Source organism: Kitasatospora purpeofusca (assembly GCF_042691725.1).
Taxonomy (GTDB): domain Bacteria; phylum Actinomycetota; class Actinomycetes; order Streptomycetales; family Streptomycetaceae; genus Kitasatospora; species Kitasatospora purpeofusca_B.
Genome location: NZ_CP170483.1, coordinates 2,763,502 through 2,789,616, shown reverse-complemented (window position 1 = coordinate 2,789,616; position 26,115 = coordinate 2,763,502). Strand labels below are relative to the sequence as shown.

Below are 26,115 nucleotides of genomic sequence, written 5' to 3'. Positions count from 1 at the left end.
CGTGGCTCATGACTTCTTGGCCTTGGTGGTGTGGGCGGCGACCCAGATCGCGACCGCGATGAGCGCTCCGAGACCGAAGATCCAGCCGAACAGGCCCTCGGTCACCGGACCGAGGCTGCCGAGCGTGAGACCGCCGGGGTTGGGCTCATCGTTGGTGGTGTGGCGGACGAAGGCCACGATCTGCTTCTTCTGCTCCTCGGGCATGATGCTGTCCGGGAACGACGGCATGTTCTGCGGGCCGGTCTGCATGGCCTCGTAGATGTGCTTGGCGTCCACGCCCTCCAGCGACGGGGCGTACTTGCCCTGGGTCAGGGCACCGCCCTGGCCGGCGAAGTTGTGGCACTGGGCGCAGTTGGTGCGGAACAGCTCGCCGCCCTTGGAGAGGTCCTCGGGGTTGGTCGAGGTGACCTGCTCCTCGGTCGGCGTCACCGGACCGGGGCCGAGCGAGGCGACGAAGGCGGCGAGCTGGTCGATCTCCGCCTGCGAGTAGATGTTCGGCTTGCGCGGCACCTGGGCGCCGGGCTGCTGGGCCGGCATGCGGCCGGTGCCCACCTGGAAGTCCACCGCGGCGGAGCCGACGCCGACCAGGCTCGGACCGTCGCTGGTGCCCTGGCCGTTCAGGCCGTGGCAGGAGGAGCAGCCCACGGCGAAGAGCTTCTTGCCCTCGTCGATCGCGAGCGACTGCGCGGCGACGTCGGCCTGCGCCTTGTCGGCGGGCGCGAACGCGGCGTACAGCCCCCCGGTTGCCGCCAGGGCGAGAAGTAGGACGACCAGCGCCGCCAGTGGGTGGCGCCGTCGTGCGGAGAGCTTTTTCACGGAATAACCCCGGTGTCAGGATCTGGTCGACTGGTGGGTGCACCCGGCGGCCGGTCTGGCCGGCACGAGGCTGCCTGTCTAGGGCTGCGCGCGCGGTCGGTCGGTGGGAGCGTCGGCACCGGCGAAATCGGGCCGTCGCCGGTGAGGGCGGGACCCGAGGCCGGTGGCCAGCGACCTGATCAGCTGGTTACTTGATCAGGTAGATGGTCGCGAACAGGCCGATCCACACGACATCGACGAAGTGCCAGTAGTACGACACCACGATCGCGGCGGTGGCCTGCTCGTGCGTGAAGCGCTTGGCTGCGTACGTCCGTCCCAGGACCAGCAGGAAGGCGATCAGACCACCCGTCACGTGCAGACCGTGGAAGCCGGTGGTCAGGTAGAACACCGTGCCGTACGGGTCGGAGGACAGCGAGAGGCCGTCCTTCTTGACCAGCTCGGTGTACTCGAAGATCTGGCCGCCGATGAAGATCGCGCCCATCACGAAGGTCAGGACGAACCACGAGCGGAGCTTCTTCACGTCCCCGCGCTCGGCAGCGAAGACGCCGAGCTGGCAGGTGAGCGAGGAGAGCACCAGGATCGTGGTGTTGACCGAGGAGAAGGGCACGTTGAGGGCGTGCGCCTTCTCGGTCCAGAACTCCGGCCCCTTGACGGAGCGGAGCGTGAAGTACATCGCGAAGAGGGCCGCGAAGAACATCAACTCGGAACTGAGCCAGACGATCGTTCCGACGCTGACCATGTTCGGCCGGTTGACCGATCCGTGCGCGTGCCCGGTTTCTACTGCTGTTGCTGTCGCCACGACGGACATTATGTCGGTCCCTTATTCCGTCTTCACGCCGGGGGGTGTCCCTCGGAGTGTCCGGTGCGTGCGGTATGCCCCCCTGGCACCCGATGGACCGCACCCACCCCCACTGAGCAGCGGCGTGTCCCTTTTCTGACGGTTCCTCGGAGGCGCTTTCGCGGGCCCCGACGGCGTGTCGCGCCGGGCCCGCGGGGCCGTCCGTAGTAGGGGGAGAGGCCACCTGTCCGCCGTACGGGTGGTCCGCGCGGGCGGGGGTGACGCGCCCTGCTCCGCCCGGACCAGTCGCGGGCGGAGCGGCGCGAGAAGGATCTCCCGGGAAGGGCTCGGCGGCGGGTGATCGGGAGTAGCATCCGGGGAGAGGCGAACGTGGTCCGGATCACACGTGAGGGAGCAGGCCCATGGCGTACACGACCGACGAGACGTTGACCGTTCTGGTCTACAGCCACGACCGCACCACCCGCGAGCAGGTGCTGACCGCTCTCGGCCGGCGGCCCGCGGAGGACCTGCCGGAGCTGTCCTACCTGGAGTGCGCGACCACCCCCGCGGTGCTCAAGGCGCTGGAGAAGGGCGGCGTCGACCTCTGCGTCCTGGACGGCGAGGCGGTGCCGGCCGGCGGGCTCGGGCTCGCCCGGCAGCTGAAGGACGAGATCTACGGGTGCCCGCCGCTGCTGGTGCTGATCGGCCGGCCGCAGGACTCCTGGCTGGCGGCCTGGAGCCGGGCCGACGCGGCGATCTCCCGGCCGGTGGACCCGGTGGCGCTGGCCGAGGCCGTCGCCACGCTGCTGCGGGCCCGGCTGGCCAAGCGGGCGCCCGCCGCGAGCTAGCGGTCCCGCCGCGGCCCCGGCGTCTCACTCCGGCGTCTCAGGACAAGAGAAGAAGGGTGAACGGCGGAGCCCCGGGCGCCGCCGCTCGATAGGCTGACTGGCGTCCCTACGTCCTTCCCCGTCCGCGGGGAGCGAGAGCTGGAGTCAGCCATGGTGAACGTGCACCCTGCGAACGGCGGTAGCGAGCCCGCGCAGGTGGTCCGCACCTGGCCGGACATCCTGTCGGCGCTGCTGAGGGGGGAGGACCTCGACCGCGCGGCCACCGAGTGGGCGATGGACCGGATCATGAGCGGGGAGGCCTCCCCGGTCCAGATCGCCGGCTTCATGGTGGCGCTGCGGGCCAAGGGCGAGACGGTCGACGAGATCTCCGGCCTGGTCGACTCGATGTACTCGCACGCCGAGCCGCTCACCATCCCCGGCCCGGCGGTGGACATCGTCGGCACGGGCGGCGACCGGGCCAAGACCGTCAACATCTCCACCATGTCCGCGATCGTCGCCGCGGCGGCCGGGGCCAAGGTGGTCAAGCACGGCAACCGGGCCGCCTCCTCGGCCAGCGGCTCCTCGGACGTGCTGGAGAAGCTGGGCATCAGCCTGAACCTGCGGCCGCGCCGGGTCGCCGAGGTCGCCGAGGAGGTCGGGCTCACCTTCTGCTTCGCGGCCACCTTCCACCCGTCGATGCGGTACGCGGGCCCGGCCCGCAGCGAGCTCGGAGTGCCGACCGCCTTCAACATCCTCGGCCCGCTCACCAACCCGGCCCGGGTGACCTCGCACGCCATCGGCTGCTTCGACACCCGACTCGCCGGGCTGATCGCCGGGGTGCTGGCGCGGCGCGGCGCCAGTGCGCTGGTCTTCCGGGGCGACGACGGGCTGGACGAGCTGACCATCACCACCACCTCGCGGGTCTGGGTCGTCCGGGACGGCGCGGTCACCGAGACCTCCTTCGACCCGCGCGAGGTCGGCATCGAGCCGGTCGGCATCGAGGCGCTGCGCGGCGGGGACCCGGCGTACAACGCGGAGGTCGCGCGCCGGCTGCTGGCCGGGGAGCACGGGCCGGTGCGTGACGCGGTGCTGCTGAACTCGGCGGCCGCGCTGGTGGCGCTCGACCAGACCGACGCGCCGCTCGCCGAGCAGCTCGGGACGGCCATGCGGCGCACCGCCGCGGCCATCGACTCGGGCGCCGCGCGCGATCTGCTGAAGCACTGGTCGGAGGCCACCACCCGGGCGTGACGCGGGAGTTGGGGCCCATCGGGAATCCTCCCGGTGGGCCCCCGCGGGTGTCCGGGATACGGACGGCTGTTTGACCGCGGGGCGGACGCGACCTAGAGTCTTCGCCAGGTCATGAGCGACAGCGTCAAGCCCCAGCTGGCTGTCCGGCAACCCTCCGTCCGTGGCGGGGTGCCCTGGGTGAGGACCGGGTCACGCGGCGAGCCGTCCGCGTGGCAAGCGCGGACGCCGGACCGATCGCACTCCCGGGGTCCCAGACCCGTACAGGAGTGCATCCTCATGTCCCTTTCGTCCCAGCAGTCGCCCGCCGCCACCCTTCTTTCGGCGCCCCTCCCGAGCGCCCCCCTCGCCGTCCTCGGCCACGACGTCCAGGTCCCGCTCGCCAACGGCGACAAGGTCGGCTACGCGGCGCTCGACTACGCCGCCAGCTCCCCGGCGCTCCAGCGGGTCTGGGACGACGTCGCCGCCTACGCCCCCTACTACGGCAGCGTGCACCGCGGCGCCGGCTACCTGTCGCAGCTCTCCACCGACCTGTTCGAGCAGAGCCGCCGCACCGTCACCGAGTTCCTCGACCTGCGCGAGGACGACCAGGTGGTCTTCACCCGCGCCACCACCGACTCGCTCAACCTGCTGGCCGGCGCCCTCCCGGCCGGGACCCGGGTGTTCGCCTTCGAGACCGAGCACCACGCCTCGCTGCTGCCCTGGGCGCACGCCGGCCTGGCCGTCACCTACCTGCGCGCGCCCCGCTCGCACGCCGAGGCGGTCGCCGCCTTCGACGCCGCGCTCGCGGAGGCGCCCGAGGGCCCGAAGCTGCTCTGTGTCACCGGCGCCTCGAACGTCACCGGCGAGCTGTGGCCGGTCGCCGAGCTGACCCGGACCGCCCACCGGCACGGCGCCCGGGTGGTGCTCGACGCCGCGCAGCTGGCCCCGCACCACCGGGTGTCGGTGCGCGAGCTGGACGTCGACTGGATCGCCTTCTCCGGCCACAAGCTGTACGCGCCGTTCGGCGCCGGGGTGCTGGCCGGCCGGGCCGACTGGCTGGACGCGGCCGACCCGTACCTGGCCGGCGGCGGCGCCACCCGCACGGTGGCCCGGGAGGCCGACGGCTCGGTGGCCGTGCAGTGGCACACCGGCCCGGCCCGGCACGAGGCCGGCTCGCCCAACGTCATCGGCGCCTACGCGATCGCCTCGGCCTGCCGGGCGCTCACCGAGGCCGGGTTCGACGCGCTGGAGGCCCGTGAGCGGGCCCTGGTCGCGCGGCTGAAGGCCGGGCTGGCCGAGATCCCGGAGGTCCGGGTGCTGAACCTGTTCGGCGCCGACTCGGACCGGGTGGGCGTGCTCTCCTTCGTCGTCCGCGGCTGGAACAGCTCGCACTTCTCGGCCGCGCTGTCCGCCGAGTACGGCATCGGGGTCCGCGACGGCCTGTTCTGCGCCCACCCGCTGGTGCGCACCCTGCTCGGCGACGAGGAGGCCGCGCCCTCGGAGTGCGGTGCGCCGGAGCCCTCGCTGCCCGGCGAGCGCAGCCTGAACGCGATCCGGGTGAGCTTCGGCGCGGGCACCCCGGACGAGCACGTGGACCGGTTCCTGACCGCGGTCCGCGAGCTGGTCACGGACGGCGCGGCGTGGACCTACCGCAACGAGGGCGGCCGCTGCGTCGCGGACACCCGCCGGGAGGGCTGAGCGGCTTTGCCCGCGCCGTCCTACTCGTCCAGACCGATCGAGAAGGCGGCCTCCAGGTCGTGCTGGGAGTACGTGCGGAAGGCGATCTGGGTCTCGGTGTGGGCCACGCCCGGGACCTTGTTGAGCCGGCCGGGGATCACCTCGGCGAGGTCGTCGTGCCGGGCGACCCGCACCATCGCGACCAGGTCGTAGCCGCCGGTCACCGAGTAGACCTCGCTGACGCCCTCGATGGCGGCGATCGCCTCGGCGATCTCCGGGATGCGGTCGACGCTGGTCTTGATCAGGACGATGGCGGTGATCACGGTGGCGTACTCCTTTGTGAGGTGCCGCCAGCGTATCGGGCGTCGACGGCACCGTCGCGGGGGCGGGTGGCCCGGGTCCGGCGCCCGGTCAGGGTGCAGGCGTAGAGGAACCCGGCCGCGAAGCCGATCACGTGCACCAGGTACGCCACGCTCCCCCGGCCCGGCGGCTGGGAGGTGCCCCCGGGCCCGGCGGCGTGCACCGACCACCACTGGAGCGCGAACCACAGGCCCAGCACCAGCCACGCCGGGAAGCGCAGCGGCAGGAAGAGCAGCAGCGGGACGAGCGTGGTGACCCGGGCCCGCGGATGGAACCGCAGGTAGGCGCCGAGGACGGCGGAGATCGCCCCGGAGGCGCCGATCAGCACCCGGGTCGCGTCCGCCGAGTGCGCCTCGGCCAGCGCGAAGCCGTAGGTGGTCAGCGCCCCGGACGCCAGATAGAAGAGGAGGAACCGGGAGCGCCCCAGCCGCCGCTCCACGGTCGGGCCGAAGACGTGCAGGAAGAGCAGGTTGCCGAGCAGGTGCAGCCAGCCGCCGTGCAGGAAGAGCGCGCTGAGCGCGGAGAGCGCCGGGTGCTTGCCCGGGGTGGGCGCGGCCGGGCAGCCGGGCACCGGGTCGGGGGCCTCGGCGAGCTGGCCGGCGGTCAGCGGGCGCCCGGTCAGCAGCTCGGCGGGGACCGCCCCCCAGCGCTGCTCGTAGCGCTGCTCCGCGCAGACCCGGGCCTGGCCGCGGCCGTAGAGCGGGTTGATCCCGGCGGCCGGTCCGGCCAGGAACACCGCGGTGTTGAGCGCGATCAGCGCGTAGCAGACGGCCGGGGCGGTGGCGGGCGGCCGGCCGCGGCGCGCGCCGGTGCGGGCGGGGAGGACCGGGATCGCCATGGGCCCCAGCATCCCCCCGGCGCCGGTCGGGCACCGTGCGGTTACGGCAGGTGGGCTACCGGTGGGGGCCGGTCGGCCGGTGGCCGCGAAGGTTGCCCCAGGCAATAGGCTTGGGGCGGGCGATCCCGCCTCCCGCCGCCGACGCCGGGGCTCCGGGGGAGCGCCTGAGCCCGTTCCGGGACCACCCGAGAGGACCCCCGATGACCGTCCCCGCCCTGACCGCCGAGACGCGCTGGCGCTGCACGCTCTGCGGCAACCTGACCCGCTTCGACGTGACCCGGACCGCCCGGGTCACCGAGTTCCTCCACTTCGACCTGGCCGGCGAGTCGAAGATCGAGGAGACCCAGGTCCTCAGCGAGACCGTCGAGTCGGTGCGCTGTCGCTGGTGCAACGCGGTCGACCAGGTCGAGCTGGTCGCCCGCCCGGGCGCGGCCGACGGCGCCGAGGCCCCCGAGCAGGCCTGACCGCCTGATCCGTGCGGCGGGCGGTGCGGGGCACGGCCGACCGCCGCGCGGGACAATGCAGGGAGAACGCGCGGAGTGTGACGGGGGTGACGGCAGGGAGCCGTACTCCGCTGGACCAGGATCGGAGCCGAGGACGTGGTGGACGCAGCGAGGGAGCCCGCGGGGCCGCAGGGGCCGCAGCCCGCTGTGGACGCGCAGGCGCCGGACGCGGCAGGGGCCGCCCCCTCCGGTACCGACACCCCGGTCGAGACGGCCGCGGGGGAGGAGTCCGGCGGCGGTGACGAGCCGGCGGCAGCCGTCGACGGATCGGCGCGGGACGCCGGGGACACCGGGGACGCCGCGGCGGGCGGCGCCGAGACGCTGGACCGGCCGCTGCCCGAGGGCGTGCGCCGGCGCGTGGTGGGGCTCGCCTCCGACGCGCTCGGCGGGCTGCCGCTCGCGGAGCTGCCCCAGTCGCTGCGCCAGTACGCCAAGTTCACCCCGGCGCGCCGCGCCAAGTACGCGGCGACCGCGCTGGCGGCGGCGCTGGAGGCCGAGCCGGCCTTCCGGTCGCGGATAGCGGAGCGGCTGCGGCTGGGCCAGCCGGACCTGGTCAGGGCGCTGGAGTCGGGCACCGTGCCGGGCGCCGCCGACCCGATGGACGTGGCCGCCGCCGCCTACCTCGTGCGCTCCGCCGGGTGGAGCCGGCTGGTGGCCGAGGCCGGCGAGGAGGCCGAGCGGGCGGGCGCCGAGGGCGCGGTGGCCGAGGCGGCCCGGCTGGTGGAGAAGCTGCAGGCCGAGCTGACCGAGGTGCGCTCCGCGGCGCGCTCCGACCTGGAGCGGCAGCGGGCCGAGTCGGAGGACGTCCGCCGGGAGGCGGACTCGCTGCGCCGCAGGCTGCGGTCGCTGGAGAGCGACACCCGCCGGGCGCAGGCGGAGACCCGCAAGGTGGCCGCCGAGCTGGAGGCGCTCCGGGCGCAGGCGGCGACCGAGCGGAGCGCGGCGGAGAGCGAGGCGCGCCGGCTGCGGCACCGGGTCGCGGAGCTGGAGACCGCCGTCGAGCAGGGCCGCCGCTCGGCCCGCGAGGGGCGCAGCGTGGAGGACATGCGGTTGCGGCTGCTGCTGGACACCGTGCTGCAGTCGGCGCAGGGGTTGCAGCGGGAGCTGGCGCTGCCGGTCTCCCAGATCCGTCCGGCGGACCTGGTGGAGGCGGTGGAGCCGGGCTCGGCCTCGCCGCACGACGTGGCGCGGCGGGGCCTGGCCGAGGACGATCCGGCGCTGCTGGACCAGCTGCTGGCGATCCCGCAGGTCCATCTGGTGGTGGACGGCTACAACGTGACCAAGACGGGCTATCCGACGCTGCCGCTGGAGCAGCAGCGGATCCGGCTGCTGGGCGGGCTGGCGATGCTGGCGCAGCGCACCCAGGCGGAGGTCACCTGTGTGTTCGACGGCCAGGACCTGGACGTGCCGGTGATCATGGCGCCGCCGCGCGGGGTGCGGGTGCGGTTCAGCCGGACCGGGGAGACGGCGGACGAGCTGATCCGCCGGCTGGTGCGGGCCGAGCCGCAGGGGCGCCCGGTGGTGGTGGTCTCCACCGACCGGGAGGTCGCGGACGGCGTGCGGAAGGCCGGCGCGCGCCCCGTCGCGTCGGTGCTGTTGTTGAATCGGCTGGCCCGCCCGTAGTCGTTCGCGGGACGTCGGCAGGCCGGTATGACGGCTGGTCAGCGCCGGGATTGCGATGTTGTGCGAATTCTGTGAAGTCAGATGGGCGGTTCGGGTTCACGCGATCGGGGGAGTGGCGCGAAACGTGGATCTTCACTAGGGTCTGGCGTCAAACCTATTTTCCGGATTCTCACCCGTTCGGATGAGACCATTGGAAGAAGGAGCCGGTCTCTTGGCCTCCCACCGCCGTCCCAAGCAGCCGAGCCGCGCGCGGGTCTCCGTGCTCACCGCTGCCGCTGCGACCGCGGTCGCTCTCTCCGCCCAGGTCGCCGCCCACGCCGCGCCCAGCCCGTCGCCGAAGAAGGACGACGTCAAGGCGCAGATCGACCAGCTGCAGGAAGAGGCCGAGCAGGCCACCGAGAAGTACAACGGCGCCAAGGAGCGCGCCGACCAGCTCCGCAAGCAGGCCGACCAGCTGCAGGACCAGGTGGCCCGCGGCCAGGAGCAGATGACCCAGCTTCAGGCCGGGCTGGCCGAGGTGGCGGGCGAGCAGTACCGCACCGGCGGCATCGACCCGTCCGTCCAGCTGATGCTCTCCTCGGACCCGTCCGGCTACCTGGACAAGGCCTCCAGCGTGCAGCAGGCCAGCTCCAGCCAGGCCGAGGCGCTCAAGGGCCTGCAGGACCAGCAGCGCCGGCTCGACCAGCAGAAGACCGAGGCGGCCGCCGTGCTGGCCTCGCTGGACACCACAACCAAGGACCTCAACCAGTCCAAGGCCGATGTCAACAAGAAGCTGAAGGAGGCCCAGGACCTGCTGAACTCGCTCAGCGCCGCCGACCGCGCGGCTCTGAAGGCGCAGCAGCAGCAGGCCGACCGCGCCTCGCGCGGCAGCGAGCGCGCGGACCTGGGCAGCCTGCCGCAGGCCAGCGGCATGGCCGGCGCCGCGGTCGCCAACGCGATGAGCAAGCAGGGCTCGCCGTACGTCTGGGGCGCCACCGGCCCGAGCGGCTTCGACTGCTCCGGCCTGATGGTCTGGGCCTACGGGAAGGCCGGCGTCTCGCTGCCGCGCACCTCGCAGGCGCAGGGCAACTACGGCACCCGGGTGCCGTCCCTCGCCGAGGCCCAGCCGGGCGACCTGATCATCTACCGCAACGACCGCAGCCACGTCGGCATGTACATCGGCAACGGCATGGTGGTGCACGCGCCGCACACCGGTGACGTGGTGAAGGTGATGAAGGCCGACGCCATGTCGATCAACACGATCCGCCGGGTCTGACGGTCCGACACGACACGCCCGAAGGGGCGGTTCCGGTTCCTGTGATCAGCGCCACCCCCGCTCGGGGGTGGCGCTGGCGTTTCGGCCGCGTGCTCCCCGGCCTGACGGAGAATGATCAGCCCGTCGTGGGGATGTGATTACATTCGGTCATATTCACAAAGGAACTTGGGTATTCTTCTGACTTTTTTCTGACAAGGATTTGAACGGATCACGGATCTGTTACTAGGGTCGTGCCTTGAACCACGCACAGTCGATCACCCAGCCTGGGTGGCGGCGGGGTTCGCCGCCGAGTTCGCGAAGCAGCGGGGCGGAGCCACGAGTGGCCCGTCCGAGTGAGGATCCAGCAGTCGGGGGTCCGCTGTGGAGCGGAGCCGGGGAACCACGTTCCTCCGGGGTGAATCGGCGCCAGGCCGGCCGCGCGAGCGGCGGGTGAGGCGTCGTAGGGCACGCTTCCGCCCGAACCCGTCAGCTCACCCGGTAGGCGGATGAGGAAGAAGGAGTCCGCCTTCGTGGCGTCCCATCGTCGTCCCAAGCCCGCCGGCCGCACCCGGGTCTCGATCCTGACCGGGGTCGCCGCCGCTGCCGTCGCCCTCTCCGCGCAGTCCGGCGCCCACGCCGACCCGGCGCCGACCAAGGACCAGGTCAAGGAGCAGGTCGACCAGCTCAACGAGCAGGCCGAGGTCGCCACCGAGAAGTACAACGGCGCCCAGGCCAAGCAGCAGGAGCTGCAGAAGCAGGTCGCCGAGCTGCAGGACAAGGTGGCCCGTCAGCAGGCCTCGGTGACCGAGGCGCAGGGCGGCCTCGCCGAGATCGCCGGCGAGCAGTACCGCACGGGCGGCATATCGCAGACCGTCCAGCTGATGCTCTCGGCCAGCCCGGACAACTTCCTCAGCCAGGCCAACGCCCTGAACCAGGCCGGCTCCACCCAGTCGGGCGCGCTGAAGGAGCTCCAGGAGCAGCAGCGCAGGCTGGACCAGGACCGCACCGAGACGCAGGCCAAGCTCGCCGAGCTGGAGGCCACCACCCAGCAGCTGAAGACCTCCAAGGAAGACGTCCAGGGCAAGCTGCAGAAGGCCCAGGACCTGCTCAACACGCTCACCGAGCAGGAGCGCCAGGCCATCCGCGCGGCCGAGGAGAAGGCCGCCGCCGAGGCCAAGGCGAAGGCGGACGCCGCCAAGGCCGAGGCCGCCAAGGCCAAGGCCGAGGCCGAGCGGGCCTCCCGCGACACCAACCGCAGCAACCTGAGCGCGCCCTCCTCGGGCTCGTCGGCCTCTTCGGGCTCGTCGGCCTCCTCGGCCCCGGCCACCGAGGCCGCCAAGCCGGCCGCGCCCGCCGCCAACGGCTCGCGCGCCGCCGCGGCGATCGCCGCCGCCGAGAGCAAGCTCGGCTCCCCGTACGTGTACGGCGCCACCGGCCCGAACTCCTTCGACTGCTCGGGCCTCACCGGCTGGGCGTACGCCCAGGCGGGCGTGTCGCTGCCGCGCACCTCGCAGGCGCAGGCCAACGCCGGTACCCAGATCGGCTCGGACATCTCCAAGGCCCAGCCCGGCGACCTGGTGATCTTCTACGGCGACCGTCACCACGTGGGCATCTACGTGGGCGGCGGCCAGGTCATCCACGCCCCGAAGCCGGGCGCGTCGGTCCGCTACGAGTCGGCGTCCAACATGCCGGTCAACACCATCGTGCGCCTCTGACCGACGGTCGGGCACGTTCCGTCAGGCCCGGACTCCCCGCGCGGGAGGCCGGGCCTGCGGCTTTCCCCGGGGAACGCCGGGACGCTCGGTCCGCGAACCGATCTGACGTCCGATAAGTGTCTGAATATTCGGGTTCGGAGGGGTTTGGAATCGGTTGCCCGGACTCGCTAACGTCTGCCAGCGGACGCCCGCTTTCGACAGCCGCCCGCCCCGGTGCGGTGGCGGGCCGGCCCAGGATCGGAGCCGACGTCGCATGGCCGTGCACCGCCGTTCCCCGCTGTCAGGTGCGCACACGTTCGCCCGGGCGCTGGTGCTCACCGCGGCGGCCACCACCGTGCTGGGCGTGGCTACCGGCGGCAGCGCCCGGGCCGTTCCCGTCGCGCCGGACGCCCCGGCCGACCGCAAGGACGTCAAGGCGCAGGTGGAGCAGCTCTACGACGAGGCCGAGCAGGCCTCCGAGCGGTTCAACGCCGCCCAGGAGGCCCAGCAGAGGCTCCAGTCCGAGACCGGCACGCTGCAGCAGCAGATCGCCCTCGCCCAGGACGAGCTCAACCGGCTGCGCGGCGACCTCGCCACCGTGGCCGGCGCCGAGTACCGGGGCGGCGGGATGACCCGGACGGTCCAGCTGATGCTCTCCACCAACCCGGAGGGCTACCTCTCCCGGGCCCGCACCTTCGACCAGGCCGCCGAGCGCCAGAACGAGACCCTGCGCGAGGTGCTGGGCCGTCAGCGGGTGCTCGACCAGCGCCGGGCCGAGGCCACCGCCAAGCTCGCCGAGCTGGAGCAGATCCGCAAGGCACTGGCCGAGGGCAAGCAGCAGATCCAGCAGCGGCTCGCCGGGGCGCAGCGGCTGCTCAACAGCCTCGGCACCGCCGAGCGCGCCCGGCTCGCCGCCCAGGACGCCCGCGAGGCGGAGCAGCGCGCCACCCGCGGCACCGACCGGCTGGACCTCGGCAGCACCCCGCCCGCCTCCGAACGCGGCGCCGCCGCGCTGGCCTCCGCGGTGCGGATGATCGGCTCGCCCTACGTGTACGGATCCACCGGGCCCAGGGCGTTCGACTGCTCCGGTCTGATGTACTGGGCCTGGCGGCAGGCCGGAGTGACCCTGCCGCGCACCTCGCAGGCCCAGGCGTACGCCGGGCAGCGGGTCAGCCTCTCCGAAGCGCGGCCGGGGGACCTGGTGATCTTCTACCGGGACATGCACCACGTCGGGATGTACGCCGGCGGCGGGGTGATCGTGCACGCCCCCTACCCGGGTGCCAAGGTCCGCTACGAGAGCGTCACCGCGATGCCGGTCTCGGGGGTGATCCGGCTCTGAGCCGCCCGGATCCCGCCGCCGGCCACCGGCCGTCCCGGCGCACCGCCCTGCTGCTCGCGGCCGGCGGGCTGGCCCAGCTGTCGCTGCCCGGAGCCGCCCCCGCGCGGCCCGCCGCCGCGGCCTCGGACGAGCACGCCGCCGTCCGGGCGCTGCTCGACGCGCGGGCCCGGGCGCTGAGCGCCGGGCCGCCCGCACTGCCGCTGCGGGCCGGGTACCGGAACCTGCTGCTCGGCCCGGTGGACCGGGCCGGGCGGTGCACCGCCACCGCCGAGCTGACCGTCGAGGTGACCGGGTACGACCGGCAGCCGGTGGTCCACCCGCGCCGGCTGGCGCTGGCCCGCGCCGCCGCCGGCTGGCGGGTCGAACACGAGGAGGCCGCGGGCGGGCCGCCGCCGCTGTGGGACCTCGGCACCGTCCGGGCCGAGGCCGGCGCGCGCTGCCTGGTGCTCGGGGTGGACGCCGCGGGCACCCCCGCCCCCACCGGGCTCGCGGCCGTCGGCGACCGGGCGGCGACCGCCGTCGAGGCGCTCTGGGGTGCCGCCTGGGCCGGCCGGCTGCTGCTCGAACTGCCCGCCACCGGGGAGCAGTTCGCCCGGCTGCTGGCGGAGGAGCGGCCCGGCTGGTCCGGCATGGCCGCCGTCACCGTGGCCGCGCCCGGCGCCCCGCTGAACGCCCCGGCCGACCGGATCCTGGTCAATCCGGAGACCTACGCGGGCCTGAGCGACTTCGGCCGGCAGGTGGTGGTCACCCACGAGGCGGTGCACGTGGCGACCCGGGCCGACACCCGCGCCTGGACGCCGCTCTGGCTCTCCGAGGGCGCCGCCGACTGGACCGGCTACCGCGACACGGGCCGTACGGCCCGGCAGATCGCCCCGGAGCTGGCCCGGGACGTCGCCGCCGGGCGGCTGCCCGCCGCGCTGCCCGAGGACGCCGCCTTCGCGGCCGGCGGGGAGGGCCTCGCCCAGGTCTACGAGCAGGCCTGGCTGGCCTGCGACCTGATCGCCCGCCGGTACGGCCCGCAGCGGCTGGTGGACCTCTACCGGGCGGCCGGCGCGGCGGGCCCGGGCGCGGACCGGCAGGCCTGGCTGGACGGGCTGCTGCGGGACCGGCTGGGCCTCGGCCTGGCCGAGTTCACCCGCCTCTGGCTGGCCGAGCTCCGGACGTTGGCGCCGTAACCTCCTGGCGGCCTGACACGCCCTAGGGCCGGGCGCGCTGGCGCCGCTCACCGGGGGAGGTCCGCGGCCGGTCGATGCCGTCCAGCAGGTCCTGCTCGTAGGCGATGCCCGGCCGCACCGAGAACGCGGCCGCCGGCACCGGCTCCGGGCGGGCCAGCACCACGGTCTCCGGCAGCCGCTCGGCGCGCCGGGTGGAGCGCCAGAGCCGGACGCAGGACACTCCGGTGGCGGCCAGCAGCAGCAGGTTGCGCAGGGTCAGCACGACGATCGCGGCCGGCTTGCTGGCGACCACGTCGCCGAAGACCAGCGGGAACTCCACCAGGGTCAGCGGGGTCGCGGCCAGGATCAGCAGCGCCACCGGCCGCTGGCTGGTGCCGCGCACGGTCAGGCAGACCGCCGCCGCGCCGACCAGCCAGACCAGGTACTGCGGGCTGATCACCCGGCTGGTCACGGTGAAGATCAGCAGCGCGGCCAGTGCCGCGTCGTACATGGTGGCCGCGTTGCGCCGCCGGGCGGTGAAGCGCCACAGCAGCAGCCAGCCGAAGCCGAGCACGGTGCCGGCCAGCATCACCTTGCTGACCACCTCCACCCACGGCCCGAGCATCTCCACCGAGCCGTAGTTCATCATCACCTTGCCGTCCCAGGCCCCCGCGATCCGGGCGAAGTGGATCGGCAGCGCGCCGACCGACTCCACCTCGATGCCGCGGTCCTTCTGGAACGTCAGGAACTCGAACGCGCCGTTCATCCCGGCGGCCAGCAGGAAGCCGATCGCGGCGGTCGAGGCGGCGGCGGCCGTCCAGGAGCGGCGGGTGCGCCGGCCGGAGGGGGTGCCGATGAGGCCGAGCAGCGGCCAGATCTTGACGATGCCGCCGAGGCCCAGCAGCACGCCGCCGATCGCCGGGCGCCGGATCAGCGCGAGCAGGCCGGCCACCGCGATCGCGGTGACGATCACGTCGTAGCGGTTGTAGATCATCGGGCCGAGCAGCGGGACGCCGGCCATCCAGACCCAGGCGCCGGTCAGCGCCCGGCCCTTGCGCAGCCCGGTGCGCACCAGCAGGGCCATCGCGGCCGCGTCGGCGATCCCGCAGATCACCCAGAACGACACCAGGTACGACCAGGGCAGCAGGCCCGGCAGCATGATCACCAGGGCGGCGCCGGGCGGGTACTGCCAGGTGACGTCGTCCAGCGGGAAGGTGCCGGTCTGCAGCACGCCGTACCAGCCGTGGTAGATCAGCCAGACGTCGGCGGTGATGTCCCCGCCGGGCATCCGCAGCACACCGGTCATCAGCAGGACCAGGAGCGTCCGGGTGGCCACCCAGCTCGCGCCGAGCGCCAGGAGCGCACCCGAGCGGCCGGAGGGGCGCGTGGTGCTCTGCGCCGGCTCGCGGCGGACGGCGAGCGCCGTGCCGGAGCCCTCGGCGCCGCTGGATGTACCGGACTCGGTGGCCGGGGCCAACTCCACTGCGCTCCCTCGTTCGTCTCGGACGTCCCGCCGGCGGCGCCGTGCGACGGGCGCCCGGGCGGCCCGGGCGGGTCGGCACCGGGCTGCCGCCACGGGGCCCGACCGGCCGCGCCGACCACCCGGGTACTAGGACAGACCCGGGGGTGGAACGGTTGCCGTGTGGGGAACCGTTCCCGGCGGGTCGTGGTGTTGACCTATCGTACGGATCACCCAGCGGTACACCGAGCACCCCCCGACCGAGCGAGCCGTGGCCTGATGCACAAGACCTTGATCGTGACCAACGACTTCCCGCCGAGGCCCGGCGGCATCCAGGCCTTCGTGCACAACATGGCCGTCCGTCAGCCCGCAGGAAGCGTGGTGGTGTACGCCTCCACGTGGCGCGACGGCACCGAGGTGGCACGCTTCGACGCCGAACAGCCGTTCCCGGTGATCCGGGACCGGACGAAGGTGATGGTTCCCACACCGCGGGTCACCCGGCGGGCCGCCGAGATCCTGCGGGCCGAGGGCTGCGACGCGGTCTGGTTCGGCGCCGCCGCGCCGCTCGGGCTGATGGCCCCCGCGCTGCGCCGGGCCGGCGCCGGGCGGCTGCTCGGCATGACCCACGGCCACGAGGCCGCCTGGGCCCAGCTCCCGGCGGCCCGGCAGCTGCTGCGCCGGATCGGCACCGGCACCGACGTGCTCACCTACCTCGGCGAGTACACCCGCTCCCGGATCGCCGCCGCCGTCGGCCCGGAGGCGGCCGCGCGGATGGTGCAGCTGCCGCCCGGCGTGGACGAGCGGAGCTTCCACCCGGACTCCGGCGGCGCCGCGGTGCGCGAGCGGCTCGGGCTGGCCGACCGGCCGGTGGTGGTCTGCGTCTCCCGGCTGGTGCCGCGCAAGGGCCAGGACACCCTCGTCGAGGCGATGCCGCAGATCCTCGCCGACGTGCCGGACGCGGTGCTGCTGATCGTCGGCGGCGGCCCCTACCGGGCGGACCTGGAGAAGCTGGTGGACGCCCGCGGCGTGCGCTCCGCCGTCCGGTTCACCGGCTCGGTGCCGTGGGAGGAACTGCCCGCGCACTACGGCGCCGGGGACGTCTTCGCCATGCCCTGCCGCACCCGGCGCGGCGGGCTGGACGTCGAGGGGCTCGGCATCGTCTACCTGGAGGCCTCGGCGACCGGCCTGCCGGTGGTGGCCGGGGACTCCGGCGGCGCGCCGGACGCGGTGCTGGAGGGCGAGACCGGCTACGTGGTGCCGGGCGGCACGCCCGCGGCGGCGGCCGAGCGGATCGTGCGGCTGCTGAAGGACGAGGAGCTGCGCCGGCGGATGGGCGAGGCCGGACGGCGCTGGGTGGACCGCTCCTGGCGCTGGGACCTGCTGGCCGGGCGGCTGACCTCGCTGCTGGCGGGCTGAGAGGTGTGCCGGTGCGGCCCGCCCCACCGTTCAGGGGGCGGGCCGCACCGACGGCTCGGGGAGCGGCTACTTCCGGTAGATCGCCTCGACGTCGGCCGCGAAGTCCCTCAGCACGACGTTGCGCTTGAGCTTGAGCGAGGGCGTCAGGTGGCCGCTCTCCTCGGAGAAGACGGTGTCGAGCAGGCGGAACTTCTTCACCGCCTCGGCGTGCGAGACGGCCGCGTTGCCGTCGTCCACCGCCGTCTGCAGGGCGGCCAGCAGGTCCGGGTCCTCGCGCAGGTCGGCCACCGTGGCGCCGGCCGGCTTGCCGTTCAGCTCCTTCCACTTGGGGAAGAAGTCCTCGTCGACCGTGATCAGGCAGGCGACGAAGGGCTTGCGGTCGCCGACCACCATGACCTCGCCGACCAGGGCGTGCGCCCGGATCCGGTCCTCGATCACCGCCGGGGCGACGTTCTTGCCGCCCGCCGTGACGATGATCTCCTTCTTGCGGCCGGTGATGGTGAGGAAGCCGTCGTCGTCCAGCGAGCCGAGGTCGCCGGTGGCGATCCAGCCGTCCTTGAGCGTGTCGGTGGTGGCCTGCGGGTTGTTCCAGTAGCCGGTGAAGACGTGCGGGCCCTTGAAGAAGACCTCGCCGTCCTCGGCGATCCGCACCGAGGCGCCGGGGACCGGCTGGCCGACCGTGCCGATCTTCTGCTTGTCCCACGGGTTGAAGGCGGTGGCCGCGCAGGTCTCGGTCAGGCCGTAGCCCTCCAGCACGGTGAAGCCGATGCCCCGGTAGAAGTGGCCGAGCCGCTCGCCGAGCGGGGCGCCGCCGGAGATCGCGTGGGTGGCCCGGCCGCCGAGCGCGGCCCGCAGCTTGCTGTAGACCAGCTTGTCGAAGACGGCGTGCTTGAGCTTGAGCAGCAGCCCGGCGCCGCCCGCGTCCAGCGCCCGGCTGTAGGCGATCGCGGTGTCGGCGGCCTTGTCGAAGATCTTGCCCTTGCCGTCGGCCTGCGCCTTGGCCCGCGCGGTGTTGTACACCTTCTCGAACACCCGGGGCACGCCCAGGATCAGGGTCGGCCTGAACGCGGCGAGCTCGGCGGTGACGTCCCGGATGTCGGAGACGTGGCCGAGCTTGATCGGGGCCATCGCCGGGGCGATCTCGGCGATCCGGGCGAGCACGTGGGCCAGCGGCAGGAAGAGCAGGACGGAGCTCTCGCCGGTGCGGAACAGCGGGGCCAGGCGCTCCACCACGTTGCCGCACTCGGCCAGGAAGTTGCCGTGCGTCAGCTGACAGCCCTTCGGGCGCCCGGTGGTGCCCGAGGTGTAGACGATGGTCGCGATCGAGTCGGGCCCGGCCGCCGAGCGGCGCTCGGCGACGGTGGCGTCGGTGACCTCGCTTCCCGACTCGACCAGCGCGGCGAGCGCGCTGCCCTCGATCTGCCAGGTGTGCCTCAGCTCCGGCAGGCGGCCCCCGACCTCGGCGACCACCGCGCTGTGCGTCGCGGTCTCGGTGAACACGGCGACCGCCCCGGAGTCGCCGAGGATCCACTCGACCTGCTCGGCGGAGGAGGTCTCGTACACCGGCACGGTGATCGCGCCGGCCGTCCAGATCGCGAAGTCCAGCAGCGTCCACTCGTACCGGGTGCGGGACATGACGCCCACCCGGTCGCCCGGCCCGACGCCCGCGGCGATCAGCCCCTTCGCGGCGGCGTGCACCTCGACCAGGAACTGGGCGGCGGTCAACTCCTGCCACTGGCCGTCCACCTTGCGGCTGAGCACCGCGACACCGGGGTGCCGCTCGGCGTTCTGGACCACGAGGTCGGAGAGGTTACCGCCGCTCGGTACCTGGTAGAGGGCCGGAAGGCTGAAGTCGAGCAAGACTGCTCCTCGTTCGCGACGCTGCGGGACGGCAGGACGTTACTGCCCGGTAGGCAGCTTCGACCAGGGGGGTCGGCTCGGGTGTTCGAAGTGTCACACCTTGACCCGTCCGACCAGGTCGGGACCGGGTCGTTCGAATGGCACCCTACGGCAGCCCGCTTGTGACCGGCCGGTAGCCGCAGGACCCTTCCCCCGCGGGCCCGTCGCGGCGGCGCGCCGGGCCCGCTCCAGGGGTGCACCGAAGGACGGGGCCGATCCCGGGGCGCGATAGCCTGCTCCGGGCGCACCCGGCCGAGCAGGCTCGGCCGGACCAGCAGCAAGGGACGACGCGGAGGGCCATTCCATGGCGGAGCACACCAGGTCGAGCATCACCATCGACGCGACCCCGGCGAAGGTCATGGCCGTGATCGCCGACTTCGCCGCCTACCCGGCCTGGACCGGTGAGGTCAAGGAGATCGAGGTCCTGGAGAGCGCGGAGAACGGCCGCGCCGCCCAGGTCCGGCTGGTGCTCGACGCCGGCGCCATCCGCGACGAGCACGTGCTCGCCTACACCTGGGACGGCGACCGCGAGTGCGGCTGGACCCTGGTGCGCAGCCAGATGCTCCGCTCGCTCGACGGCTCCTACACCCTGGCCCCGCTCGGCGCCGACCGCACCGAGGTCACCTACCAGCTCGCCGTCGACGTCAAGATCCCGATGCTCGGCATGATCAAGCGCAAGGCCGAGAAGGTCATCATCGACCGGGCCCTGGCCGGTCTGAAGAAGCGCGTCGAGGACACCGCCGCCGACAAGGCGCTCTGAGCGCGGCGGCACGGACGAACGGGGGCGGCACGGCATGACGGCGACACGCACCATCCTGGTCAGCGGCGACCGGGCGGCGCCCGCGGTGGCCGCCGCCACCGCCCTGCACGCCGCCGGACAGGGCCGGCGCACCCTGCTGCTGGCGGCCGACGACCCGCACCGCACCCTGGACGCCGCCCTCGGCGTCCGGCTGGAGGCCGCACCGACCGCGTACGCGCCCGGCCTGGCCGTGGCCCGGACCGACGAGCAGGCCGCCTTCCGGCACGCCCTCGGCGAGGTCGGCGGCCGGCTCAAGCCCGCCCTCGACCTGCTCGGCGCCGACCCGCTCGACCCCGAGGAGCTCACCGCCCTCCCCGGCACCGCCCGGCTCGCCCTGCTGCGCGCGCTGCCCGCCGCCGACGCGGACGTCCTGGTGGTGCTCGCCCCGCCGCCCGCCGACCTCATCGCCACCCTCGCCCTGCCCGAACAGCTGGAGCGCTACCTGGTCCGGCTCGCCCCGGAGCAGCGCCAGGCCGCCCGGGCGCTGCGCCCGCTGCTGGCCGGCCTCGCCGGGGTGCCGATGCCCGCCGACTGGCTGTACGAGGCGCGCGCCAAGGCCGCCGGCGCGCTCGCCGCCGCCCGCGCCGCGATCACCGCGCCCGGCACCAGCGTCCGGCTGGTCACCGCGGCCGACGCCCACCCCTTCGACGAGCTGCGCCGGATCCGCACCGGACTGGCCCTGCACGGCCACCACCCGGACGCCGTGGTGGTGCACGGCGTGCTGCCGGACGCCGCCGCCGACTCGTCCGACCCGTGGCTGGCCGCCCTGGCCCGCCGCCGCCGGGACGAACTGGCCGCGCTGGCCGCCGGCTGCGAGGACATCCCGGTGCTCACCACCGGACCCGCCGAGGCCACCCTGGAGGCCGTCGCCGACCGCCTCTACGGGGCCGGCCCCGGCCCCGAGCCGCGCCCGGCCGGGCCGTGGACGGTCGAGGACCGGCTGGCCGCGGACGGGCTGCTGGTCTGGCACCTCGCCCTGCCCGGCGCCGACCGCGCCGACCTCGACCTCGTGCGGCGCGGCGACGAACTGGTGGTCGGCCTCGGTGCCCACCGGCGGGTGCTCCTGCTGCCCTCGGCGCTGCGCCGCTGCACGGTCGCCGGGGCGGGCCTGCACGACGGCGTCCTCGCCGTCCGCTTCGCCCCCGACCCGGCCCTCTGGCCGCGTTAGTTTCGCCCGCTCGCCTCCTTTGTGCGGCTCGGGGCGGGGGACTCGCCCGCTTGCCTCCCCTGTGCGGCTCGGGCCCCCGTTGGTCCCGCCCGCTTGCCGTCCGGGGCCCTTCCCGGGGTCGGGTAGCGTCTGGGCGGGTGGCCGCGGGCGCGGTCGCCGCCGCTGAGGAGGCCTGCGCGATGACCACCACCGACCGGACCGAGCCCACCGCCGAGCAGGACGGGAGCCCGCACCCGTTCGGCCCGGAGTTGGGCCCGCTGGTGGACGAGGTGCGCCGGTTCGCCGCCGTCGTCGGGGAGAAGGCCCAGGAGGCGAGCGCCGAGACCCTGCTCTCGCTGGCCGGGCTGGCCGACCGCCTGCGCGACAAGCAGCCCGAGGTGTACGGCCACCTCGCCGCCGCCGGTACCGGCCTGGCCGCCGCCGGGTCCGAACTGCTGGCCGCCTACCGGGCCGCGGTGGTCGGCCACGAGCACCGCTGGACCGCCGGCGGCCCGGCCCGCGCCGAGCGGGTGGATCTGGACGACACGCCTGAAGGCCCGTCCGACAAGCAGTGAACCCCTGACGCCCTCCGGGTCGTGATCTGGCTTCACCCTGGGATCCAACCGGTGAAGATGTACGACTTTTGAAGGGGCTCGGCCGGGTTGGCGGCGGATTGGCTTCGGTTAATGTAGGCGGCGGTGTGTACGGGGGCAGGGCTGGGCGGTAGCGTTCCGTCCAGCGGGAACGAGTGAATAGCTGAGGGACACATGGCTCTGACCATCGGCGTCGACGTCGGCGGAACCAAGATCGCGGCAGGTGTGGTCGACGAGGCCGGCGAGATCCTGGCCCGGACCAGGGTGCCCACCCCGGCCGACCCGCAGTGGGCGGTCGACGCGATCGCGCAGGCCGTGCGCGAGCTCAAGGAGCAGTACCCCGACGTGACCGCGGCCGGCATCGGCGCCCCCGGCTTCGTCGACCGCAGCCGCTCGACGGTGATCTTCGCCCCCAACATCGCCTGGGAGGACGAGCCGCTGCGCGGCCGGATCGAGGAGCTCACCGGCCTGCCCGCGGTCATCGAGAACGACGCCAACTGCGCCGCCTGGGCCGAGTACCGGTTCGGCGCCGGCACCGGGCACGCCGACATGGTGCTGATCACGGTGGGCACCGGCATCGGCGGCGGCCTCGTCCTGGACGGCCGGCTGCACCGCGGCCGGTTCGGCGTGGCCGGGGAGATCGGCCACCTCAACATGGTCCCGGACGGCCTGCCCTGCGGCTGCGGCGGCAAGGGCTGCTGGGAGCAGTACGGCTCCGGCCGGGCGCTGCGCCGCTACGGCCGCGAGCAGGCCGCCGCCGACCCGGTGCGCGGCCGGCGGATGCTGGAGCTCAACGACGGTGTCGCCGAGACGATCCGCGGCATCCACATCACCCAGGCCGCCGAGGAGGGCGACCCGCTCGCCCTGGAGTGCTACGCCGAGCTGGCCGACTGGCTGGGCCGGGGGATGGCCGACCTCGCGGCGCTCTTCGACCCGGGTGTCTTCGTGCTCGGCGGCGGGGTCTCCGACTCCGGCCGGCTGCTGCTCGACCCGGTCGCCAAGGCGTTCGAGCACTACCTGACCGGCGGGGTGCACCGCCCGCGCGCCGAGGTGGTGCTCGCCTCGACCGGCTCGGCCGCCGGCATCGCCGGCGCGGCGGACCTGGCCCGCACGGTCTGATCCGCACGGTCCGGCCCGCACGGTCCGACCCGCGCACCGCGGCCCGTCCCTCCGCCCGGAGGGGCGGGCCGCGTCGTGTTCCCCCCGGCCCGGCACCGTCCTGCCGTACGGTCGTCACCGAGGACGTCCAGGGGAGGAACCGCGATGACCACCGCACCGGCCGAACTGCCGCCGCCCGCGCCCGGCCGGCTGCGGCTGCTCAGTTACAACGTCCGCTCGCTGCGCGACGACCGGCGCGCGCTGGTCCGGGTGATCCGGGCCTGCGCCCCCGACCTGGTCTGCGTCCAGGAGTCGCCGCGCTACTGGCGGCCCGAGGGGCAGGCCGGGTGGCTGGCCCGGCGGACCGGCACCGTGATCCTCGCCGGCGGCGGCCGGGCCGCCGCCGGGCCGCTGCTGCTCGGCCGACCCGGCGTCCGGGCGCCGGCCGTCCACGACCGGTTGCTGCCGAAGACCCGCGGGCTGCACGCGCGCGGCTTCGCCACCGCGCTGGTCGAGCTGCCCGGCGCGGCGCCGTTCACCGTCACCAGCTGCCACCTCAGCCTGGACGCGGACGAACGACGGCGGCAGTTCGACCTGCTCGCCGGACAGCTGCGGCACGCCGAACTCGGCGTGATCGCGGGGGACTTCAACGAGCACCCGGACGGCCCGGGCTGGCGCTCGCTGGCCGGGTGGCTCCAGGACGGGCACGTGGTGGCGCCCTGGGGCGGCGAGCTGACGTCCGTCCCGCAGAACCCCTACCAGCGGCTGGACGCCGTCTTCGCCACGCCGGGCATCGAGGTGCTGGCCTGCGGCGTCCCGCACGGACTGCCCGGTGTCACCGGGGCCGACCTGCGGGCCGCCACCGACCACCTGCCGGTGCTCGCCGTCCTCCAACTGCCCCCCGGGTAGCCGGCGGGGCGGCCGTCAGACGACCGCGCCGCCGTGCGGGTCCTCCGGCTCGTCCTCGTCGCGGTCCTTCATCCGCACCACCAGGGTGGCGAAGCCGCCCAGGAAGGCGGCCACCCCGACCCAGGCGGGCCAGCCGGAGACCTCCCGCCAGACGACCGCGTCGAAGAGCAGCAGCGCGGGCCCGCCGAGCACCGCCAGCCAGGCGAACTTGGTGGTGGTGTCGGCCTCCGGCAGCGGCGGCGGCTCCGGCGGCTCGAAGTGGCCCTCGTCGGTCCCCTCGGCCAGCTCGAAGTCGCGCGGGCCGGAGCCGGCGGCCGGCATCACCGGCCGGGTGGAGCGCGGGCGCGGCTGGGGCGCCAGGTCGGAGAGGTCGCCGGGCTCGCCCGGGAGGCCGTCGCCGGGGTCCTTGAAGCCCTTGAGCTCGCCGCGCGCCCGGAGGTTCTCGATCTCGGGCCAGTTCGGGTTGTTGAGGTCGACCGGGTCGTCGAACTGGGCGATCAGCGCGGCGAAGATCTCGTCCTGCTCGGCCTGGCTGCGCTCGGGCGCGCGCCGGGCCCGGGACTGGCCGGGCGCCGTGCCCGCGCCGCTCTCGCCCGTCGCGCCCTGGCCCGCCGTGCTCTGGCCTGCTGTGCCCTGGCCCGCCGCTCCCTCGCCCGCCGCCGGGGCGTCACCGGAGCCGGGAACGTCGGCCACCGTCTCGCCGACCGGTCCGCGGCCCGTCTGCTCGCCGTCCGCCCGCCCGGCGCCCGGCCGCGCGCCGCCGGTGGTCGCGCCCTCCTCGCGGGGCGTCTCGTCTTCGCCGCCCGCCGTGCTGCTCTCGTGCACTTCCGGCCCTTCAGCCTTGGTGGTGGTCGGATTTCGCCGGGGTGACGCCCGCCGCGTGCGCGGGGGCCAGCCGTCGGATGAAGGCCTGGGCGGCCGCGAATATTTCCGCCGCGTCGTGGTCGAGCGTCGCGACGTGGTAGCTGCGCTGGCACAGCCGCTCCGTCACGTCGGTCGAGGATATCCGGGCCAGCACCAGCTCGGAGTTGGCCGCGGAGACCACGTGGTCCTGCGGGCTGCGGAAGAGCAGCACCGGCTGGGTCACCTGCGGCAGCCGCGCCTGGACCTCCTTCCACAGCCGGGCCAGCGACCAGGCGGCGTGCAGCGGCGTGCGGTCGTAGCCCAGCTCGACCGCACTGGGCCGGGCGATGTCGTTGGCGACCCCGGGCAGGCTCGGGAGGAGGTGGCGCAGCACCGGCAGAATGACACTCGCGGGGTTGTCCGAGCGCACCGACGGGTTGACCAGCACCAGTCCGGCGACCGCGGGACCGTGCACCGCGGCCAGCCGCAGCGCCAGGCCGCCGCCCATCGACAGCCCGACCACGAACACCCGCTCGCACTCCGCCGACAGGGCCAGCAGCTCCCGCTCGACCTCGGCGTACCAGTCCTCCCAGCGGGTCGGCTGCATGTCCTGCCAGCGGGTGCCGTGGCCCGGCAGCAGCGGCAGCGCGACGGTGTACCCGGCGGCGGCGAGGTCCTCCGCCCACGGCCGCAGCGACTGCGGCGAGCCGGTGAACCCGTGGCAGAGCAGGACGCCCACCGGCCCGCCCCGGTGGCGGTACGGTTCGGCGCCGGGCAGCAGCGGCATGGCGGACTCCTTCGCGGGCGAGGACGCTGGAGGGTGGCGCTGGTACGGACGGGGGCGTGCGGGGCGGACCGGTGCGGGGGGCTGCGGAATTCGCATCGTCCCACGTGCCCGCCCGCTGCGTACACCCCCGCCGGGAACCGGGCCCGACGCCCCGTCACCCCGGGGGCCGGACACCCCGGCAGGGCGGGGCGGGGCACCGGCGGCCACCGCGGGGCATTAGGATCGACCGGTCCGCAATACAGGAGGCCCGGGTTGTTCTACCGACTGATGAAGATGATCGTCGCGCCGCTGCTGCGGATCTTCTTCCGGCCGTGGATCGAGGGTGAGGAGAACATCCCCACCGAGGGTGCCGCGATCATCGCGAGCAACCATCTCTCCTTCTCGGACTCCTTCTTCTTCCCCGCGCTGATCAAGCGCCGGGTGACCTTCATCGCCAAGGCCGAGTACTTCACCACGCCGGGCATCAAGGGCCGGCTGACCGCCGCCTTCTTCAAGGGCGTCGGCCAGCTCCCGGTGGACCGCTCGGGCGTGCGCGGCGCCGGCGAGGCGGCGATCCGCTCGGCGATCGCCGTGCTGGACGGCGGCGAGCTGTTCGGCGTCTACCCGGAGGGCACCCGCTCGCCCGACGGCAAGCTCTACCGGGGCAAGGTCGGCGGCCTGGCCCGCGTCGCGCTGGCGACCGGCGCGCCGGTCATCCCGGTCGCGATGATCGACACCGAGAAGGTGCAGCCGCCCGGCCAGGTGATCCCGAACTTCGGCATCCGCCCGGGCATCCGGATCGGCCGCCCGCTGGACTTCTCCCGCTACCACGGCATGGAGAACGACCGCTTCATCCTCCGTTCGGTGACGGACGAGGTGATGTACGAGATCATGCGGCTCTCCGGCCAGGAGTACGTGGACATCTACGCGACGGCCGCCAAGCGGCAGATCGCGGAGGACAAGAAGAAGGCCGACGCCGAGCGCAAGGCCGTCCAGAAGGCCGAGCAGGCCGCCGCCAAGGCCGAGAAGGCCGAGGAGAAGGCGGAGGCGGAGAAGGCGGCCGAGGCCGGGAAGGCCGAGCAGGAGCAGCAGAAGGGGACCGGGTCGGCCTGAGCG

24 protein-coding genes and 2 riboswitches are annotated in these 26,115 nt (G+C 74.3%); of the genes, 16 read left to right on the top strand and 8 right to left on the bottom strand.

Annotation, left to right across the window (positions count from 1 at the left end; all coding sequences use genetic code 11):
* Nucleotides 1-6: 6 nt before the first annotated feature.
* Both ACFCLZ_RS11545 and ACFCLZ_RS11540 read right to left on the bottom strand, forming a co-directional pair.
* Nucleotides 7-816 (bottom strand): c-type cytochrome, encoded by an 810-nt coding sequence (locus tag ACFCLZ_RS11545; protein ID WP_380284791.1) that lies wholly within the window; start codon nucleotides 814-816, stop codon nucleotides 7-9.
* Between the two features lie 187 nt (nucleotides 817-1,003).
* Nucleotides 1,004-1,624, bottom strand: coding sequence for a heme-copper oxidase subunit III (locus ACFCLZ_RS11540; protein WP_380284790.1), 621 nt, complete (start codon nucleotides 1,622-1,624; stop codon nucleotides 1,004-1,006).
* A gap of 392 nt (nucleotides 1,625-2,016) precedes the next feature.
* On the opposite strand from ACFCLZ_RS11540, the gene ACFCLZ_RS11535 reads away from it, so the two are divergent.
* The 3 genes from ACFCLZ_RS11535 to ACFCLZ_RS11525 all read left to right on the top strand — a co-directional run bounded on the left by ACFCLZ_RS11535 (nucleotide 2,017) and on the right by ACFCLZ_RS11525 (nucleotide 5,346).
* The gene (locus ACFCLZ_RS11535) at nucleotides 2,017-2,442 is read left to right on the top strand and encodes a hypothetical protein (RefSeq protein WP_380284789.1); all 426 of its coding nucleotides are present in this window, start codon (nucleotides 2,017-2,019) and stop codon (nucleotides 2,440-2,442) included.
* 150 nt (nucleotides 2,443-2,592) lie between these two features.
* Nucleotides 2,593-3,669: an anthranilate phosphoribosyltransferase gene (trpD, locus tag ACFCLZ_RS11530; RefSeq protein WP_380284788.1), complete on the top strand. Its 1,077-nt coding sequence runs from the start codon at nucleotides 2,593-2,595 to the stop codon at nucleotides 3,667-3,669.
* 107 nt (nucleotides 3,670-3,776) lie between these two features.
* Nucleotides 3,777-3,894: riboswitch (SAM riboswitch) on the top strand.
* A gap of 51 nt (nucleotides 3,895-3,945) precedes the next feature.
* Nucleotides 3,946-5,346, top strand: a complete 1,401-nt coding sequence (locus ACFCLZ_RS11525; RefSeq protein ID WP_380284787.1) for an aminotransferase class V-fold PLP-dependent enzyme — start codon at nucleotides 3,946-3,948, stop codon at nucleotides 5,344-5,346.
* 20 nt (nucleotides 5,347-5,366) lie between these two features.
* On the opposite strand, the gene ACFCLZ_RS11520 is transcribed toward ACFCLZ_RS11525, so the two are convergent.
* Nucleotides 5,367-5,648, bottom strand: a complete 282-nt coding sequence (locus tag ACFCLZ_RS11520; RefSeq protein WP_380284786.1) for an Lrp/AsnC ligand binding domain-containing protein — start codon at nucleotides 5,646-5,648, stop codon at nucleotides 5,367-5,369.
* Nucleotides 5,645-6,523, bottom strand: a complete 879-nt coding sequence (locus ACFCLZ_RS11515) for a rhomboid family intramembrane serine protease (protein WP_380284785.1) — start codon at nucleotides 6,521-6,523, stop codon at nucleotides 5,645-5,647. Before ACFCLZ_RS11515 ends, ACFCLZ_RS11520 begins: the two co-directional genes overlap by 4 nt.
* Before the next feature lie 200 nt (nucleotides 6,524-6,723).
* Here ACFCLZ_RS11515 and ACFCLZ_RS11510 point away from each other — a divergent pair, with 200 nt between their 5' ends.
* The 6 genes from ACFCLZ_RS11510 to ACFCLZ_RS11485 all read left to right on the top strand — a co-directional run bounded on the left by ACFCLZ_RS11510 (nucleotide 6,724) and on the right by ACFCLZ_RS11485 (nucleotide 14,091).
* The gene (locus tag ACFCLZ_RS11510) at nucleotides 6,724-6,987 is read left to right on the top strand and encodes a hypothetical protein (protein ID WP_376084137.1); all 264 of its coding nucleotides are present in this window, start codon (nucleotides 6,724-6,726) and stop codon (nucleotides 6,985-6,987) included.
* 360 nt (nucleotides 6,988-7,347) lie between these two features.
* Nucleotides 7,348-8,649: an NYN domain-containing protein gene (locus ACFCLZ_RS11505; protein ID WP_380286143.1), complete on the top strand. Its 1,302-nt coding sequence runs from the start codon at nucleotides 7,348-7,350 to the stop codon at nucleotides 8,647-8,649.
* 211 nt (nucleotides 8,650-8,860) lie between these two features.
* Nucleotides 8,861-9,904, top strand: a complete 1,044-nt coding sequence (locus tag ACFCLZ_RS11500) for an NlpC/P60 family protein (RefSeq protein ID WP_380284784.1) — start codon at nucleotides 8,861-8,863, stop codon at nucleotides 9,902-9,904.
* 346 nt (nucleotides 9,905-10,250) lie between these two features.
* Nucleotides 10,251-10,403, top strand: a riboswitch (cyclic di-AMP (ydaO/yuaA leader).
* Between the two features lie 10 nt (nucleotides 10,404-10,413).
* Complete coding sequence (locus ACFCLZ_RS11495) at nucleotides 10,414-11,598, top strand: NlpC/P60 family protein (protein ID WP_380284783.1); 1,185 nt, start codon at nucleotides 10,414-10,416, stop codon at nucleotides 11,596-11,598.
* Between the two features lie 253 nt (nucleotides 11,599-11,851).
* Nucleotides 11,852-12,916 carry an NlpC/P60 family protein gene (locus tag ACFCLZ_RS11490; RefSeq protein WP_380284782.1) on the top strand — a complete coding sequence of 355 codons (1,065 nt, stop codon included), beginning with the start codon at nucleotides 11,852-11,854 and terminating at the stop codon, nucleotides 12,914-12,916.
* Between the two features lie 236 nt (nucleotides 12,917-13,152).
* Complete coding sequence (locus ACFCLZ_RS11485) at nucleotides 13,153-14,091, top strand: hypothetical protein (RefSeq protein ID WP_380284781.1); 939 nt, start codon at nucleotides 13,153-13,155, stop codon at nucleotides 14,089-14,091.
* A 22-nt stretch (nucleotides 14,092-14,113) separates the two neighbouring features.
* Here the strand turns inward: ACFCLZ_RS11485 and ACFCLZ_RS11480 are convergent, their stop codons facing one another.
* A complete protein-coding gene (locus tag ACFCLZ_RS11480) occupies nucleotides 14,114-15,553 on the bottom strand; it encodes a glycosyltransferase 87 family protein (RefSeq protein WP_380284780.1) in 1,440 nt (479 codons plus the stop codon).
* A 255-nt stretch (nucleotides 15,554-15,808) separates the two neighbouring features.
* On the opposite strand from ACFCLZ_RS11480, the gene ACFCLZ_RS11475 reads away from it, so the two are divergent.
* Entirely contained in the window at nucleotides 15,809-16,945 is a 1,137-nt protein-coding gene (locus tag ACFCLZ_RS11475; protein WP_380284779.1) for a glycosyltransferase family 4 protein, read from the top strand.
* A gap of 66 nt (nucleotides 16,946-17,011) precedes the next feature.
* Here the strand turns inward: ACFCLZ_RS11475 and ACFCLZ_RS11470 are convergent, their stop codons facing one another.
* Nucleotides 17,012-18,805, bottom strand: coding sequence for an AMP-dependent synthetase/ligase (locus ACFCLZ_RS11470; RefSeq protein ID WP_380284778.1), 1,794 nt, complete (start codon nucleotides 18,803-18,805; stop codon nucleotides 17,012-17,014).
* 343 nt (nucleotides 18,806-19,148) lie between these two features.
* Here ACFCLZ_RS11470 and ACFCLZ_RS11465 point away from each other — a divergent pair, with 343 nt between their 5' ends.
* From ACFCLZ_RS11465 to ACFCLZ_RS11445, 5 genes are all read left to right on the top strand, one after another.
* Nucleotides 19,149-19,604 carry an SRPBCC family protein gene (locus tag ACFCLZ_RS11465; RefSeq protein WP_380284777.1) on the top strand — a complete coding sequence of 152 codons (456 nt, stop codon included), beginning with the start codon at nucleotides 19,149-19,151 and terminating at the stop codon, nucleotides 19,602-19,604.
* Nucleotides 19,605-19,638: 34 nt separating this feature from the next.
* Complete coding sequence (locus ACFCLZ_RS11460) at nucleotides 19,639-20,811, top strand: ArsA family ATPase (protein WP_380284776.1); 1,173 nt, start codon at nucleotides 19,639-19,641, stop codon at nucleotides 20,809-20,811.
* 179 nt (nucleotides 20,812-20,990) lie between these two features.
* A complete protein-coding gene (locus ACFCLZ_RS11455; RefSeq protein ID WP_380284775.1) occupies nucleotides 20,991-21,365 on the top strand; it encodes a DUF5304 family protein in 375 nt (124 codons plus the stop codon).
* Between the two features lie 192 nt (nucleotides 21,366-21,557).
* Complete coding sequence (locus ACFCLZ_RS11450; RefSeq protein ID WP_380284774.1) at nucleotides 21,558-22,502, top strand: ROK family glucokinase; 945 nt, start codon at nucleotides 21,558-21,560, stop codon at nucleotides 22,500-22,502.
* Nucleotides 22,503-22,646: 144 nt separating this feature from the next.
* Entirely contained in the window at nucleotides 22,647-23,390 is a 744-nt protein-coding gene (locus ACFCLZ_RS11445; RefSeq protein ID WP_380284773.1) for an endonuclease/exonuclease/phosphatase family protein, read from the top strand.
* 15 nt (nucleotides 23,391-23,405) lie between these two features.
* On the opposite strand, the gene ACFCLZ_RS11440 is transcribed toward ACFCLZ_RS11445, so the two are convergent.
* Nucleotides 23,406-24,215, bottom strand: a complete 810-nt coding sequence (locus tag ACFCLZ_RS11440) for a hypothetical protein (protein ID WP_380284772.1) — start codon at nucleotides 24,213-24,215, stop codon at nucleotides 23,406-23,408.
* A 10-nt stretch (nucleotides 24,216-24,225) separates the two neighbouring features.
* Nucleotides 24,226-25,020, bottom strand: a complete 795-nt coding sequence (locus tag ACFCLZ_RS11435) for an alpha/beta hydrolase (RefSeq protein ID WP_380284771.1) — start codon at nucleotides 25,018-25,020, stop codon at nucleotides 24,226-24,228.
* A gap of 267 nt (nucleotides 25,021-25,287) precedes the next feature.
* Here ACFCLZ_RS11435 and ACFCLZ_RS11430 point away from each other — a divergent pair, with 267 nt between their 5' ends.
* The gene (locus ACFCLZ_RS11430) at nucleotides 25,288-26,112 is read left to right on the top strand and encodes a lysophospholipid acyltransferase family protein (protein WP_380286142.1); all 825 of its coding nucleotides are present in this window, start codon (nucleotides 25,288-25,290) and stop codon (nucleotides 26,110-26,112) included.
* Nucleotides 26,113-26,115: the final 3 nt, after the last annotated feature.